At 45.7% G+C, this 14,591-nt stretch carries 13 protein-coding genes; 6 read left to right on the top strand and 7 right to left on the bottom strand.

Annotation, left to right across the window (positions count from 1 at the left end; all coding sequences use genetic code 11):
* Positions 1-79 precede the first annotated feature (79 nt).
* The gene (locus tag HQR03_RS04260; protein ID WP_173239261.1) at positions 80-1,681 is read right to left on the bottom strand and encodes a M48 family metalloprotease; all 1,602 of its coding nucleotides are present in this window, start codon (positions 1,679-1,681) and stop codon (positions 80-82) included.
* A gap of 503 nt (positions 1,682-2,184) precedes the next feature.
* Between HQR03_RS04260 and HQR03_RS04265 the strand changes: the two genes are divergently transcribed.
* From HQR03_RS04265 to thiS, 4 genes are all read left to right on the top strand, one after another.
* Complete coding sequence (locus tag HQR03_RS04265; RefSeq protein ID WP_173239262.1) at positions 2,185-2,676, top strand: sulfurtransferase TusA family protein; 492 nt, start codon at positions 2,185-2,187, stop codon at positions 2,674-2,676.
* Between the two features lie 241 nt (positions 2,677-2,917).
* A complete protein-coding gene (gene rpoH / locus HQR03_RS04270; RefSeq protein WP_198015432.1) occupies positions 2,918-3,781 on the top strand; it encodes an RNA polymerase sigma factor RpoH in 864 nt (287 codons plus the stop codon).
* A gap of 62 nt (positions 3,782-3,843) precedes the next feature.
* Positions 3,844-4,218, top strand: a complete 375-nt coding sequence (locus HQR03_RS04275; protein WP_173239263.1) for a DUF423 domain-containing protein — start codon at positions 3,844-3,846, stop codon at positions 4,216-4,218.
* 100 nt (positions 4,219-4,318) lie between these two features.
* Positions 4,319-4,519, top strand: a complete 201-nt coding sequence (gene thiS / locus HQR03_RS04280) for a sulfur carrier protein ThiS (RefSeq protein ID WP_025651924.1) — start codon at positions 4,319-4,321, stop codon at positions 4,517-4,519.
* A 409-nt stretch (positions 4,520-4,928) separates the two neighbouring features.
* Here the strand turns inward: thiS and hpf are convergent, their stop codons facing one another.
* Positions 4,929-5,309, bottom strand: coding sequence for a ribosome hibernation-promoting factor, HPF/YfiA family (gene hpf, locus HQR03_RS04285; protein ID WP_025651923.1), 381 nt, complete (start codon positions 5,307-5,309; stop codon positions 4,929-4,931).
* A 361-nt stretch (positions 5,310-5,670) separates the two neighbouring features.
* Positions 5,671-7,371 carry an RNA polymerase factor sigma-54 gene (rpoN, locus tag HQR03_RS04290; protein ID WP_173239264.1) on the bottom strand — a complete coding sequence of 567 codons (1,701 nt, stop codon included), beginning with the start codon at positions 7,369-7,371 and terminating at the stop codon, positions 5,671-5,673.
* A gap of 407 nt (positions 7,372-7,778) precedes the next feature.
* Here rpoN and HQR03_RS04295 point away from each other — a divergent pair, with 407 nt between their 5' ends.
* Entirely contained in the window at positions 7,779-8,678 is a 900-nt protein-coding gene (locus HQR03_RS04295; protein WP_173239265.1) for a carbon-nitrogen hydrolase family protein, read from the top strand.
* Between the two features lie 92 nt (positions 8,679-8,770).
* Here the strand turns inward: HQR03_RS04295 and HQR03_RS04300 are convergent, their stop codons facing one another.
* The 4 genes from HQR03_RS04300 to lptM all read right to left on the bottom strand — a co-directional run bounded on the left by HQR03_RS04300 (position 8,771) and on the right by lptM (position 12,635).
* Positions 8,771-9,787 (bottom strand): tyrosine recombinase XerC, encoded by a 1,017-nt coding sequence (locus HQR03_RS04300; protein WP_173239266.1) that lies wholly within the window; start codon positions 9,785-9,787, stop codon positions 8,771-8,773.
* A gap of 6 nt (positions 9,788-9,793) precedes the next feature.
* A complete protein-coding gene (gene dapF, locus HQR03_RS04305; protein WP_025651919.1) occupies positions 9,794-10,681 on the bottom strand; it encodes a diaminopimelate epimerase in 888 nt (295 codons plus the stop codon).
* Positions 10,682-10,877: 196 nt separating this feature from the next.
* Entirely contained in the window at positions 10,878-12,254 is a 1,377-nt protein-coding gene (lysA, locus tag HQR03_RS04310; RefSeq protein WP_173239267.1) for a diaminopimelate decarboxylase, read from the bottom strand.
* Positions 12,255-12,320: 66 nt separating this feature from the next.
* Positions 12,321-12,635: an LPS translocon maturation chaperone LptM gene (gene lptM / locus HQR03_RS04315; protein WP_173239268.1), complete on the bottom strand. Its 315-nt coding sequence runs from the start codon at positions 12,633-12,635 to the stop codon at positions 12,321-12,323.
* A gap of 689 nt (positions 12,636-13,324) precedes the next feature.
* Here lptM and HQR03_RS04320 point away from each other — a divergent pair.
* Positions 13,325-14,557 (top strand): acetate/propionate family kinase, encoded by a 1,233-nt coding sequence (locus HQR03_RS04320; protein ID WP_173239269.1) that lies wholly within the window; start codon positions 13,325-13,327, stop codon positions 14,555-14,557.
* The last annotated feature ends 34 nt before the right edge of the window (positions 14,558-14,591 follow it).

Genomic DNA, 14,591 nt, shown 5'->3' on the forward strand with positions numbered 1-14,591 from the left:
ATAAACACCATTGTTTAATATCAATGCCTAGGGCGTGTGCTAATTTTAAAAATGGTGATTCAAAGATACACATAACCGCCTAAGGCTTAAAGTCTTTGGCGGTTTTTACGTCTTTAATTTCTGCATTTATGCTCGCTAATAGCGGACGTGCACTACTTGCTTGCCCCGTCGTTTGCATACGTTCAGCCAACTGTTTGGCCTGTGTTAAGGAAGTAAGTGCACGCTCGTAACGTCCATTCCAGAGCTGGTCATGGCTGCGATAACGTAGCGCATTAATGGTAGCAATATTTTTAAGTTGCGCAGAATCAGTGGTTTTAGCGATTTTTTCATTGGCCAGTTGTAGGCTTTGCCAAGCATAGCGATCGGCTGGCTGCTGCTGGGTCAGAGGTTTTAACAAAGCTTGTGCCTTGGTCGGCTCATTACTATTGGTCAACGCCTCAGCCAAATACAACCGCAAATCACGGCGCTCAGGATACAGACGCTGCTGACGCTCTAATACCTCGGCGGCTTGCTGCCACTTGCCTTGCTCGCTCAGAATTTGGCTGTGGGTAATCGACAACAAGGGCTCTAACACCTGCCGCCGCGCCACTGGTAACGCAACAAGTTCCGCCAATATCTCATTGGCGTCAGTAAAGCGTTGTTGCTCGCTATACCAAGTCATCAGTGACAGTTTGGCCCCTAAGCTGTTTTTGGCGGCTGCCGTCAAGGTGGTCTCAGACGCATGCTTACCGGTACTTTGTACACGCCAATAAAGCAGATCGAACAGCGCTTGATGACGCTGTTGCTGGCTTAATGACATGGTTGGATACTGCTGCGCACAACTTTGCGATTCACTCAAGCGCTCATTGCTCAAGGGATGTGAACGTACAAAACTGGGTAAAAACCGATTGGCTGTCTGATTCAGCTGGCTTTGTTGATTCATCGTCGCAAAAAAGCTGGGCATCGCCCGTGGGTCATATCCAGCTTGGGTCATGATTTGCATCCCTACCCGATCAGCCTCACGCTCATTGTTGCGACTAAACGCCATGCTGCTATTCATCGTCGCCGTTTGGCTGCCCATCATCACTGCCGCTGCCGCATCACCATCGACCGCTGATGCGGCAATCGCGGCCAGCATGCCACCTATTTGCATCAGCATGGCTTTTTTACGTTCATCAACGCCGCTTTCGTAATGGCGTTGGCTAATATGCGCGACTTCATGAGCGACGACGCTGGCCAGCTCATCCATACTACTCGCAGCCAGTATCGTCCCTGTATTGATGCCGATGACGCCGCCTGGCGCGGCAAACGCATTGATACTGGGATTGTCGATAATGACCACGCCCAAGGGTGCTTGCTGACGCGCTTGCGCATTGAGCCGCCACGTCATTTCCTTGACCGCTTCTTGCACCCAAGGATCGTGCTCCATTTTGACACGACCATTGATATTTTGTAGCGACCATTCGCCAAGTAGCTTATTTTGATATTGTTCCGCAAAGCTCAGCCCTTGCCCGCGTAAGTTAGGTAAATCGAGCGCTTCTGAAGCTGGGCCTTGCCACGAGTCATAGGCAAATGGCGCAGCGGTACTTTCGCTACTATTGGCGCCAGTGGCCACTGCTAACAAGGCAGCTGATACCCCTATTTTTATGGCATCAAGCACGAGCAAACGAGCCGTTTTTTGCTTGGGTGTAGACGATATCATGTCTTGTGCATCCTTAACGATGAAACACGCATTCGAGATATTGACGTCTGGTTTACCACATAGCGACTGTCTATTAGAGTGATACAAATGCGCATCCTATCCGATTGATAACAACGTAATTTCGACTATACGAGCTTGTTTATATAAGGTCAATTCTAGTCTGCATTTAACTACCAATAACTTGGCTGCGCGTCACTATTGTGCAACATAACCATGTAATTATTAGAGCTGAATTTCAGCCTGTTTATTGCTAGCAATCTGCACAGATCACCATGAAAAGACACCTTGCTTAGTTGTTCTAGTGAGCCAAACATTACGATGACTATATTCAACTGCAACTACATAGCGGCAATTTGCTATAATGATGCACGGTAGAGAGACTTTGCCATTATTGTTTTTTAATTAATAGCTAAAATCTATTGATAAGTTAATATTAATAATAATAGGCTATTGAATTCTCTATAGTTGTAAACGCCAGTTTTAATGTTTTAAGGGTAGGTTTTATGTCCGCTGACAGTCAGTTAATCACCGTAACAGGCTCTTATTCTGTCTGTTTGCCAGCCAGTTTGTCTGATACGCAGCAGCATGTTATTCGCCAATTATTAGATTTATTGTCTGCCTCTTATGAGGGTGATACTGAGTTGAGTGCTACGATCGACTCAAAGCAGCTACCCCTTATTATAAAGAACTTGGTAGACGGACGTGGACTTGCCTGCCCGATGCCATTGTTAAAAACCAAAGTAGCATTACGTGAGGTGGCAGCGGGCGAGTCGTTATATGTGGTGGCCACTGACCCTAACTCGCAAGCGGATATCACCGCTTTTTGTCAACAAAGCCAACAGGCTGGAACGACTCCCAGCTTAAGATTGATGGTTAACGAAGTCACCAATAAAGATACTAAGCCAGTTATCAACGAAGCGCTGGCTGATGGCATATCATCCCAGCATTGCGATACAATATATCACTTCATCATTACCAAAACTGATAGCAACTAAGCGTCGCTATCCTTTACAATTACAACAATAAAGATTTTTATCTGACTGTTTGTTTATCTATTTAACCAAGGTCAAGAATATGGCTACTACTGCTAATGATGCTGCGAAAACACGTAAAAAAGATGGCGCAGCGCCTGAAAAAAACGAAGCGCGCGATGCAGCTCTAAAAGCTGCTGCTGCGCGTCCACCTTATGATGCGAGTGCATTTGAAGATACGAGTACGCGTGACTTAGTGCCAGCGATGCCGACGCATCTATCAGCGCCTGGGGTCAATCTGGGCGCGTATATCAATACAGTGCACCAAATCCCTATTTTAACCCCAACGCAAGAGCAAGAGCTTGCCCATCGCTATTATGATGAAGGCGACGTGGAAGCCGCACGCTTACTCGTTATGTCGCATTTGCGCTTTGTAATTCACATCGCACGCAGTTACTCAGGCTATGGTTTACCACAAGCGGATCTCATCCAAGAAGGCAACTTGGGGTTAATGAAAGCGGTCAAGCGTTTTGATCCAAATAAAGGCGTGCGTTTGGTCTCTTTTGCGGTGCATTGGATTAAAGCGGAAATTCACGAATTTGTGATTCGTAACTGGCGCATTGTCAAAGTCGCGACCACCAAGGCGCATCGTAAGTTGTTCTTTAACTTACGCAGTCTCAAAAAGACCAATAATCAGCTAACATTAGAAGAAGCAGATGCCATTGCCAATGACTTAAATGTCACTCGTAAGCAAGTGCTTGAGATGGAATCGCGTCTCACCTCTTATGATGCTTCGTTTGAAGCGCAATCTAGCGATGATGATGACGGTCGTTATGCGCCGCAGCTGTTTTTAGAAGATGGTATCGATCCTGCTGAGATGGTAGAAGAATCGGATTGGGAAGAGAACAACTCATCAGCACTGATTGCGGCGATGGATACCCTCGATGATCGTTCACGCGATATCGTTGAGCAGCGCTGGCTGTCTGAGCAAAAATCTACCTTGCACGAATTGGCAGCGGTTTACTCTATCTCGGCTGAGCGTGTACGCCAAATCGAAAAAAATGCTATGGATAAAATTCGTGATGCTATGACCATCGATAGTGTCATTTTGCCCGATGACATTCAATAAGGCGGGTGCAAACATTCTATTCTGCACTATTGATAGGCTTGGCTAATGATAAGAGTTTGGGCATGGTAAATTGGATAGCTATTGCAGCGATTAATATGGCCGTCGCCGTTGCTTTAGGCGCGTTTGGGGCTCATGGTCTCAAAAGCATGGTTAATACTCAGCAGCTTGAATGGTGGCACACGGCAACGCTCTATTGGTTTGTCCATGCCCTTGGTTTGTTGCTCGTTGGCATCCTTATTCGCCTGAACTATACGACTCAGACGAGCGCATGGTTGCTACAGGTTGGCGTGATTATATTTGCTGGTAGCTTGTATGCAATGACCTTGGGCGCGCCGCGTTGGTTTGGCGCAATCACGCCTATTGGAGGTGTCTTAATGATTGTAGGTTGGCTATGGCTGGCTGTTTCGGCGTTTCGCTTGAGCAAGGTAGTTGTTTGACGTACACAGTTATTAACAGCCGCGAAAAAGATAGATAACAATGATGTCACTGAACGATATGGCGAAAAAAGGAATTTTAACCAATTAAGGAGTACATTTTATGAGTACCATTAGTGTTAATGGTAAACACCTACAGACCACCCATCAAACCGTGCAATTGGTCATCAATGAGCTAGGACTTAGCGAAGGTCGCTATGCGGTCGAGGTCGATGGAGATCTGATCCCAAAGAGCGAACTTGGTCAACTACGTATCGTAGAAGGGATGAATATTGAGGTGGTACAAGCAGTTGGTGGCGGCTAGCGGTTGATTCGTTAGTCGTTTTAATATAGTCACTTGAAGATAGTCACTTGAAGATAGCCACTTGAAGATAGTCACCTCGAAAAAACTAGTAGCTAAGACAAACTGAACCTTATTAATTACACTATCTTTTGCGTTAAAGAATGACGATATGATAGCCAATAAAAAGACCTCAACGTTACATACGTTTGAGGTCTTTTTTATTGCTTATTACGTCATTACTCAATCGATGGGCTATTTATATTATTTATTCATATAGTCGATTCAATTTAAAAGTAGTACAAGGCAACCGAGTGTAGATGTATATGTGATACTTCAAGCGAGGTTAACGCTGTAATACTTTTATAGTGGAATGACTATACTATTTATGGGTTTATTAGCCACTATATATTGAGCGTCAATCATAATAAAACTAAACGGCTGGCGCTACATCAGCGGTAGTAAGGTCTTCATAGCGTCCATCACGCCCTGCACCCTGAGTTTTTTTACGCTCTTGACGGGTTTTGTATTTACGCACTTGTCTATCAAGCTTGTCTGCCATCTCATTAATGGCTTTATACATATCATCCTCAAGTGCTTGGACAAACATTTCTTGACCTGAGACTCGCATAATCGCTTCGGCTTTATGGCTTTTTTTACCACCATCACTTGCGCCGCTATTGTCTAGCGATAAGATCACTTTAATACTTTGTATCTGATCGAAGTGACGCTCTACTTTTTCAAGTTTTTCGCGAACTGCTTTGTCCATCGCATCGGTAACACTGATATGGTGACCACTGATAGAAACATTCATATTATTGTCCTTTTATTTATGACTTACAATCAACAGATGAGATAGCATTCCTGCCTTTATCATCTTGCCTTACCAACGACCGCTACAAAATTTTCGGTAAAAACTGACGTATTATTGTATTGCCAATTTAGTATCGCCAATTTTTTACCAAAATAAAAATCTGCTTCGTTTTTGTCCTTGGTATGACTCTAATTTGTCATGAAAGCAGGTTAGTAGCAAGACAGTAAATTGTAATTAAATGTAATAAAAACTGTTGTTTCTTTCAGGTTTCTATATAATCAAAAAATTTTATTTTTTATATTTATAATCAGGTATATTGAAGGTTGCCTGACTTTAATGATAAGTCATTGAGTTACGACAGTTAATATTTTTGCTTGCGCTGGGTAGATGAGCCAATATTCATCGCTTCACGATATTTGGCCACCGTTCGGCGAGCAATATCGATGCCTTCTGAAAGCAAATGGTCTTTTATGCGACTGTCAGACAGCGGTTTCTTAGGGTCTTCATCCCCTATTAACTGCTTAATCATCGCGCTAATGGCTGTTGATGAGATGTCGCCGTCGCTACTACTGACATGCGAGGAGAAGAAATGCTTAAGCGAAAACAAGCCTTGCGGTGTCAAGATGCTTTTGCTGGTGGTCAAGCGCGAGACGGTCGATTCGTGCAAATCAACCTCTTCAGCAATGACCTTTAGAATTAATGGTTGCATGGCAGTTGCCCCATACTGCAAAAAATCTTGCTGATAGCGCACGATACTGGTCGCTACCTTTAATAAGTTTTGATTGCGTTCTTCAATACTACGAATAAATAGCCGCGCATCGGTGAGGTTTTCACGCAAGTATTGATTGTCTGGGCTGTCATCGCCGCGCTTGACCAAATTGGCATATTCTTGATTGACCCGTAGTTTTGGTAAGGTGTCAGGATTCAGGCGTACCTGCCAGCCATCGACTTGCGCAGTCGCATCGGCTCTGTTGCCATTACTGATGTTCTGAGTATGGTGGCGACGGATAGGCGTAACCAGCACATCAGGGATATCATAGCTGGCAGGTGGTTGCGCGTAGTCTGGCTGATAGCTTTGAAACAGTAGACCTGGCGAAGGATTTAAGCTGCGCAATAGAGTAAGCGCCGGGGTAATCTGCGCAGGCGCCAACCCTGTGCGCTCAGTCAGCGCCTTGATATTATTACTGACCAGATGCTCACTGGCGGACAATAGCGCTTGCGCTTCTTTTAGATAGCGAGTATCAGCATCGAGCTTGGCCAGCTGAATCGCTAAGCACTCACTCAGATTGCGCGCACCAACGCCCAATGGATCACACGATTGAATAACACGCAGTACCGCCATGACTTCATCGTGCTCAACGCGCTCTTCCCATTGATAGAAGCTTGCCATGGTCTCAAAGCTTTGTAGTAACTCGTCAATATCGAGGCGCACAAAGCCCATATCATCCATCGAGTCCACCAGATATTCTGCAATCAGCGTGTCCGTTTCGGAGAGACGCTTAAAGTTAAGCTGCCAACGTACATGGTCTTGAATCGTCGCGCAGGTGCCACCTTGATAGCTATCAAACTCATCATAATCTGGTCGTGCTAGTGCACTGGAGGCACTGCCCGCACTGAAATGACTGGCATCAAAACTGTCCGTATCAAAGCGCCCATAGTCATCGTTATCCAGCGCTTGATAATCTATCGCGCCATCATCGACACCAGACTGTTGCAGCTTATCGAAGCTATCCATGGAGCCATCACTATAGTCGTTCGTACTGTCATCATCATAAGTGGCAGTGCTCGATGACGCGGCGAATGAATCAGCGCTAGCACCTTGGTTCCAAGTATCGAGGGTTAATGGCTCACTAAACTCCTCCCTCATCGCATCATTAATGCTCTCGTACTCGTCTTCCTCCTCCTCGATACGTTCGAGCAGCGGATTACTATCCAGCTTGGCCTGAACCTCTTGCGCAAGCTCAAGACTAGAGAGCTGCAGCAATTTGATGGCTTGCTGCATTTGCGGGGTGAGCTTCTGTGACGTGCTTAGCGTGGTCGCCAATCCGAACGACATACTCATGGGTAGCTTATTACACTCCAATCGTGGTGGTATAGTCGACCCGATATAAATCAGATACGTTATCAGGCTTGCTTAGTCTACTAGTGGCCGTAGTGTCACGCACATGCCTTTGCCTTTCTGGTGTCTCAATTATATCAAATCGACTATGTGTTATGCTGATTCAGGCGGTGACTTTATGATATCAGGTCATGACGATAGCATTTTTTGCCACAATTTTGCTATGATAATTTATACCCTATGCGCATGAGTTTTTGACTTCTATCTCACAAAGCCGCTTAGTCACCAGCATGATGGGCTGAATAAATAGAGTCCTACGTGTATATAATCTATTAATAATGACAAGCCTATTATGATAACAAAGATGGGATAAGCGCCTTGTCAGCTTAAAAATAACTGAGAAACAAACGATGAATAATTCTATAAATAATGCGCAATTTACTATTGCTGCTATCCAAATGAACAGTCAGCAAAACATTGACAATAACTTAGCGGACATAAAAGCCGCCATCATTGATGCCCGCGCCCAAGGTGCTCAGCTGGTTGTGTTACCAGAAAACTGCTGTAGCATGGGTGAGCAATTTGCTACTGCTGAGCAATTTGATGTCCTGTCAGCGACGTTGGCAAACTACGCCCGCACCTATGGCATTTATGTACTGGTCGGATCCCTACCCTGCGCTTATCGGCCAGACGGGTTGGTCGTACCTGATGGTAGATTGCGCCAAGTCAGCCAGTTATTTGGCCCTGATGGCAAAAGGGTTGCACGCTATGACAAAATTCATTTATTTACAGCGACGGTAGCAGATAAGCAAGGCCGCTATAATGAAGCCGCCACGTTTGAGCCGGGCACGCAGACAGTGGTTGTACCGATTGAGGTAAATGATGCTGTTTATCAATTGGGCATGATGGTCTGCTTTGACTTACGTTTCCCTGCTTTGGCGCAGCGTTTGCGGCAAGCAGGTGCTGACGTATTGAGCGCGCCATCCGCCTTTACTTATTTGACGGGACAAGCACACTGGTCGCTGTTGCTGCGTGCACGTGCGCTAGACAGTCAATGTATGGTGATTGGCGCGGCACAAGGTGGCGATCATGTCTATAAAAATGGGAGTACGCGACAGACGTGGGGACATACTACCATTACCACTTATGATGGCACCATTATAAATAGCTATGATAATAGTGAACTAAATAGTCAAGCGGTGACTGAAGAACAGAAAAATTATGAAATGGTATTAGCGACTTTTGATAAAGCTGCCCAAATACAAGGGCGGCAAAAGATGCCTATCTTTGACTGTCATCGTTTGGCTTAAGGGTCGATCTGGTCTATTTTAAAATAAAGCTTTTAGAAGAAAGCTTTTAGAGATTTAAATTTTAGAACGTTAGCCTTTAGAAAATTCATATTCTACGTTGAGTCTTTGTCATTCTGCGCATGCGTGGCACGCGGATGTGCGCGATCATAGACTTGTGTCAATTTAGCAAAATCTACATGGGTATAGATTTGCGTCGTGCTAATATCGCTATGCCCAAGCATCTCTTGTACCGCCCGCAGATCACCGCTGCCAGATAGCATGTGCGAGGCAAAGCAATGGCGTAATAGATGCGGATACATATTTTGCGCAATGCCTGCCCGCGTTGCCGCGACTTTTAGACGTTGCTGCACTGCCCGCGTTGACAAGCGTGTGCCCAATTTTTCACTGATAAATAGCGCCGTGTCCATCTGCTCCACCCACAGGTTACGATGCGGTAGATAACGGCTAATTGCTTCTGCGGCTTTTACACCTAACGGTACTATGCGCGTCTTATTGCCTTTACCAGTTACTCGTACTCGCAATTCGGACAAATCCATATCTGCCATGTCTAGGGCGACCAATTCGCCGACCCGTAGACCGCTGCTATAAAGCAGTTCAAACATCGCTTTATCACGCAACCATAAGCGTGCTTGTTCTGGCGTATCAGGGATTTCTTGATCTAGCAATTGCGTCAGTAAATCCACGTCGGCGATCGACGGTAGCGGCCTAGGACTGCGTTTAAGCTGATAGCCGGTCGTTGGATTGATACGCGCCAAATCCTCCTCGATTAGCCAGCCATAAAAGTGGCGGATGGCGGACAGCTCTTGCTGGACGCTAGCAAGCGCAAGTTTGTCCTCATCGAGTCGTTGGCTAATATGCTGCGCCAGTTGGCGTTTATCGCAGCGTGTCCACGTCAGGCGCTTGCCACGTAAAAACAGCGCCAATTGATTTAGTCCAGCAAAATAAGCGGTCAATGTATGCGCTGAATGATTGCGCACTGACAAAGTGTTTAGCCAACGATGTACTGGTGCCAATAATTCTCGTAGCACAGCGTCTGGCTCTATCGTGGCTGCCAGCTCAGCGGATAGCCATGATTTTGACTTAGAGTCTACTGTAGGCGCTGTCGTCATTGTCTATTAGCCTTCTGGATTGGGCTTGATGCCCGCTTGCGCCATTAAACCATCTGGGCTAAATACGCCCTCATAAACAAAGGCGGTCGGCCCCGTCATCATGACCGAATAGCCCGGCTGCCATTTAATAATCATGCTACCGCCATAAAGTTGCGCGCGCACATCTTCGCCTTCATCAAGCCAGCCTTCACGGACACCGATAGCCACTGCTGCACAGGCACCCGTCCCACAGGCTTGGGTCTCACCGACGCCGCGTTCATAGACACGTAGGCGAATATGGCGCTGGTTCATCACTTGCATAAAGCCGACATTGACACGGTCGGGAAAGGCCGGATGCGATTCAATCGCTTTGCCCAAGGTTTCAACGTCAGCATCAAGTACATCGTCAACCTTGATCACCGCATGTGGGTTGCCCATATTGGCAACATAAAGCTGCACAGGCGTCCCATTAACGTCTAAATGAAAAGCGTTTTGGATTTTGGTGGTGGCTCGCGGGGTAAATGGAATCTCGCTTGGCTCAAATTTCGGCTTGCCCATATCGACCTCTACCCAACCGTAGCGATCAGTCGTCAACGAAATAATACCACTCGCCGTCTCAACACGCAGACGCTGCTTAAATGACAGCTTACGCGCTTGGACAAAACGGGCAAAACAGCGGGCGCCATTGCCGCACTGCTCAACCTCGGTGCCATCGGTATTAAAAATACGATAACTAAAATCAACGTCAGGGCGCATGGGCGGCTCAACCACGAGTAATTGATCAAAGCCAATGCCCAGATGACGATCACCCAATAATTGCACCAAATCCTTGGTCAAATCTAAGCGTTGGGTCACTAAATCGATGACCATGAAATCATTGCCCAGACCATGCATTTTTGTAAATTCTATGAGCATATCCTTGAGTCCTATCCTATTTTTATGTATGCGTTATATTAGCACGCTGTCAGATACAATGATAATTATCAGCGCTATCAAATACTAAGTTATATTTCTCCCTTAAAACCAACACCTTGATAAATTTCTACCATAAAAAAACCCACTATCAGCACGATAGTGGGTTTTTTAATATTCAAATATCGCGGAAATAATATTAATCAGCTTGCCACAATGTCTCATCTGCATATAGCGCTTCAATGGTTTCACGTTTGCGAATCAATTGATGAAGATCTCCGGACACCATTACTTCACTGGCACGCGGACGCGAATTATAATTGCTACTCATGGTAAAGCCATAAGCACCGGCACCCGTTATCGCTAAAACATCATCTGTAGCGAGCGACAACAAGCGGTCTTTTGCTAAAAAGTCCCCTGTCTCGCAGATAGCACCAACGATATCCCACGGCTGCATAGCATCAGTGTCCAAGCCTTTATTCGGTAACGTTTCAGGAATCACGGCCATTTCAGCTTGGTACAAAGCCGGACGAATTAAATCGTTCATCGCCGCATCAACAATGGCAAAATTCTTGTGTTCAGTTGGCTTTAATACGTCAACTTTGGTTAACAAGACACCGGCATTGGCGACAATACTGCGACCCGGTTCAAAAAACACGGTCAAGCCAAGCGCGCTAAGTTTCGGTAATAGTGCAGCGGCAAACTCATCAATCGTAACTGGTGACTCATCAATATAACGCACACCCAAACCGCCACCCAAGTCGACATGTTGCAGAGTAATTCCTTTGTCGTTTAACTTATGAATCAGTTCAATAACCTTATCGAGTGCGGCAACAAATGGTGCAACCTCAGTCAATTGCGAGCCAATATGACAATCAATCCCGACGATATCGATATGCGATAATTCTGCTGCTTGTTGATAGACCGCGACCGCATCTTCATGGGCGATGCCGAATTTGTTGTCTTTTAAGCCGGTTGAGATATACGGATGGGTCTTAGCATCGACATCTGGATTGACGCGCAGTGAGATTGGTGCAGCTTTATCCAACTGCTGAGCAACCTCATTGATTAAGGTCAGTTCACTAATCGACTCGACATTAAAGCAGCCAATGCCTTGGGTCAGTGCATATTCGATATCACTTTTGGTTTTACCCACGCCTGAAAAAACGACCTTGCTAGCGTGTCCACCTGCCGCCAGTACTCGCATGAGCTCACCACGCGAGACAATATCAAACCCTGCACCTGTTTGTGCTAATACGCCAAGAACGGCAAGATTAGAATTGGCTTTTACCGCATAACAAACCTGATGCGTTAGACTGGCAAAGCTATCGGTATAGGCTTGATAGACATCTAATATCGCTTGCTTTGAGTAAACATAACAAGGCGTACCATAATGCTTGGCCAATGCTGCAACACTCACCTGCTCCATATATAAAGCGTCGTCGCGATAGTGCAGTGCTGGTAAGTGGGCGGTCAAGGCTTGAGGATCGATATACAAGCCTTGCTCAGTTTGGGTCGTGACTGACTCACCAAGGGTGGACTCGGTGACGCCAGTTTGTTGCTCAGAATGACTCATATAAACTTCTCTAATTTCATCAGGTTATCAAGGGTAAAGGTTATCGATTGAATAGAGGACGTGTCCCTAATAGTCGTTAGGATCGGTACTCGGCTCGGGCAGTATTTGCTGCTGCTCTAGGTAGCGCTCTTTTTGATAGTTATCGTCATCGACACCAGCGAAGGCAGCATCTTGCGGATTGCTGGTACTATTGAGTCTACCGGTACTCTCTTGCACGGTTTGGCTACTGGAATCTACTAAATATAAATCGCCTTTTTGCCCACAGCCTGACACGCCAAGCATCACGCTACTGCCAATGAGAAAAGTATAGAAGGCTCGGCGACTGCCGCCAACCAATACATCAGCAGATTTAGGCTTTAAAAAATGGTGTTTAATAAACATAGCGTAGAGGACCTTTAACGTTGCAATGCTGTGGAGGCGCTAAAATAAGCCGTATAAGTAAAAAACCAAATTAAAATTGGATCACCAAAACAGGGACGACACAACAAGGTTTAATCATAGCATTATTCCATAAAGCTGTGCGCGTAGTGACTATAAACCATGCAGTAGCACTCAGAAACCTATCAAGTAGTATCACCCGAAAACCCATCAAGGATTAGTAGTAATTTTGAGCATCACGTTGTCTTTATCGATAATATATAGCTGCAACCGTGTCTCTAAAAATAATGTCAGATAACCGATTTGTTCAGCAAATAGCGAGATGAAAGTTCTTCGACAAACTTTCTTACAATTTATATTGCGGATGGGTTTAGTGCTTTAGCAGCTATTAAACACCAGTGATACTCGGTGTACAGTTGTATCAATTACACCCTCAGTACTGAATTTAAACCTTATCGTGGTCGTGGTATACGCACAAAAATATGTTACATTATAGTCAAACCTTGCAGCTGTGACGAGGCGCTCGCCAGCGACTCATCGACACTTATCAAGTATGGCAGTGCGAGAATGACCAAAATCAGCACTATTCTTGTTTGACCTATGTCAGCGTGAATACGGCTGGTTTTTGTTTATTTAACCCGTGTTAATCTATAATGATTCACCACTTATAAAATATAATCTAAGGATAGAGTATGAGCGCCGGCGTAACCACCACTTTTGACGATAAAAATTCTGACACATCAACCCTAACCAATCCTACCCTAGTACTTAACTGCGGTTCTTCTTCTATCAAATACGCGCTTATTAGCGATGACGAAACGACTCGTATCACTGGTCTGGCTGAAAACTTAGGCCTCGATACTGCCCGCATCAAACACACCACCTTAAACGGCGAAAAACTCGAAATCTCTATTCCCGGTGGTCGTCATAAGCTAGCACTACAAAAAATCCTTGAACTCCTTGAGCAGTATCACTTCATCGCGGTTGGTCATCGCGTGGTGCATGGTGGCCGTGAATACTCTGAAGCCGTACGCGTGGACGATCACGTTCTGGAAGAAGTAAAGCGTCTAAAAGTATTGGCACCGCTACACAACCCTGCCAATGCCTTGGGTATCGAAGCGGTACAAGCTATTTATCCTGATATTCCACAAGTGGTCGTGTTTGATACCGCCTTCCATCAAACCATGCCACCGGTGGCCTTTCGTTATCCGCTGCCAAAAGCCCTTTACGAAGAGCATAAAATTCGCCGTTATGGCTTCCATGGTACGTCTCATGCGTATGTGTCAGAACGCGCCAGCGAAATTACGAGCGCGAAAGGTCCACATGGTTGGCTCACCGCGCATTTGGGTAATGGTTGCTCAGCGACTGCTGTCTATGATGGCAAAAGTCTTGATACCAGCATGGGGCTGACGCCGCTTGAAGGTCTAATGATGGGCACGCGCAGCGGTGATGTAGACCCAAGCTTACATATCCACCTGAAGCGTCAACTGGGCATGAGCCTAGAAGAAATTGATAAAATGCTCAATAGCGACAGTGGTCTGCTCGGTATTTCAGGCTTATCAAATGATTTGCGTACCATTGAGCAAGCGGCTAACGAAGGTCATACAGATGCCAAGCTCGCTATCGAGATGTTCTGCTATCGTGTCGCTAAATATCTTGCCAGCTTAAGCTGTGCCCTACCCAATTTTACGGGCATTATTTTTACTGGCGGTATCGGTGAAAACTCTCTCACCACGCGCACGCGCATTTTGGAGATGATGCCGCATTTTGGTATCAAAGTAGATGCCGATAAGAATGCTCATTTGGTTGGTGGTAGCGAAGGCAGTTTCCACGGTGATGGTGGCACCATTGAGCTGTGGGTTGTACCGACCGATGAAGAGCTCCGTATCGCCCAAGAAACCTGTCATGCTTTGGGTTTAAAATAAGTCTGATGGCTTTATGAACATTTAGACGTTTTTC

Source organism: Psychrobacter okhotskensis, assembly GCF_013248965.1.
Classification (GTDB): Bacteria; Pseudomonadota; Gammaproteobacteria; order Pseudomonadales; family Moraxellaceae; genus Psychrobacter; species Psychrobacter okhotskensis.

What these genes read in the sequence shown, in the direction of transcription:
- HQR03_RS04275 (WP_173239263.1), top strand. Translation starts at nt 3,844, where the DNA reads ATGGTAAATTGGATAGCTATTGCAGCGATTAATATGGCCGTCGCCGTT.
- HQR03_RS04300 (WP_173239266.1), bottom strand. Translation starts at nt 9,787, where the DNA reads ATGACGACAGCGCCTACAGTAGACTCTAAGTCAAAATCATGGCTATCC.
- lysA (WP_173239267.1), bottom strand. Translation starts at nt 12,254, where the DNA reads ATGAGTCATTCTGAGCAACAAACTGGCGTCACCGAGTCCACCCTTGGT.
- HQR03_RS04320 (WP_173239269.1), top strand. Translation starts at nt 13,325, where the DNA reads ATGAGCGCCGGCGTAACCACCACTTTTGACGATAAAAATTCTGACACA.
- HQR03_RS04265 (WP_173239262.1), top strand. Translation starts at nt 2,185, where the DNA reads ATGTCCGCTGACAGTCAGTTAATCACCGTAACAGGCTCTTATTCTGTC.
- rpoH (WP_198015432.1), top strand. Translation starts at nt 2,918, where the DNA reads ATGCCGACGCATCTATCAGCGCCTGGGGTCAATCTGGGCGCGTATATC.
- thiS (WP_025651924.1), top strand. Translation starts at nt 4,319, where the DNA reads ATGAGTACCATTAGTGTTAATGGTAAACACCTACAGACCACCCATCAA.
- rpoN (WP_173239264.1), bottom strand. Translation starts at nt 7,371, where the DNA reads ATGAGTATGTCGTTCGGATTGGCGACCACGCTAAGCACGTCACAGAAG.
- HQR03_RS04295 (WP_173239265.1), top strand. Translation starts at nt 7,779, where the DNA reads ATGAATAATTCTATAAATAATGCGCAATTTACTATTGCTGCTATCCAA.
- hpf (WP_025651923.1), bottom strand. Translation starts at nt 5,309, where the DNA reads ATGAATGTTTCTATCAGTGGTCACCATATCAGTGTTACCGATGCGATG.
- HQR03_RS04260 (WP_173239261.1), bottom strand. Translation starts at nt 1,681, where the DNA reads ATGATATCGTCTACACCCAAGCAAAAAACGGCTCGTTTGCTCGTGCTT.
- lptM (WP_173239268.1), bottom strand. Translation starts at nt 12,635, where the DNA reads ATGTTTATTAAACACCATTTTTTAAAGCCTAAATCTGCTGATGTATTG.
- dapF (WP_025651919.1), bottom strand. Translation starts at nt 10,681, where the DNA reads ATGCTCATAGAATTTACAAAAATGCATGGTCTGGGCAATGATTTCATG.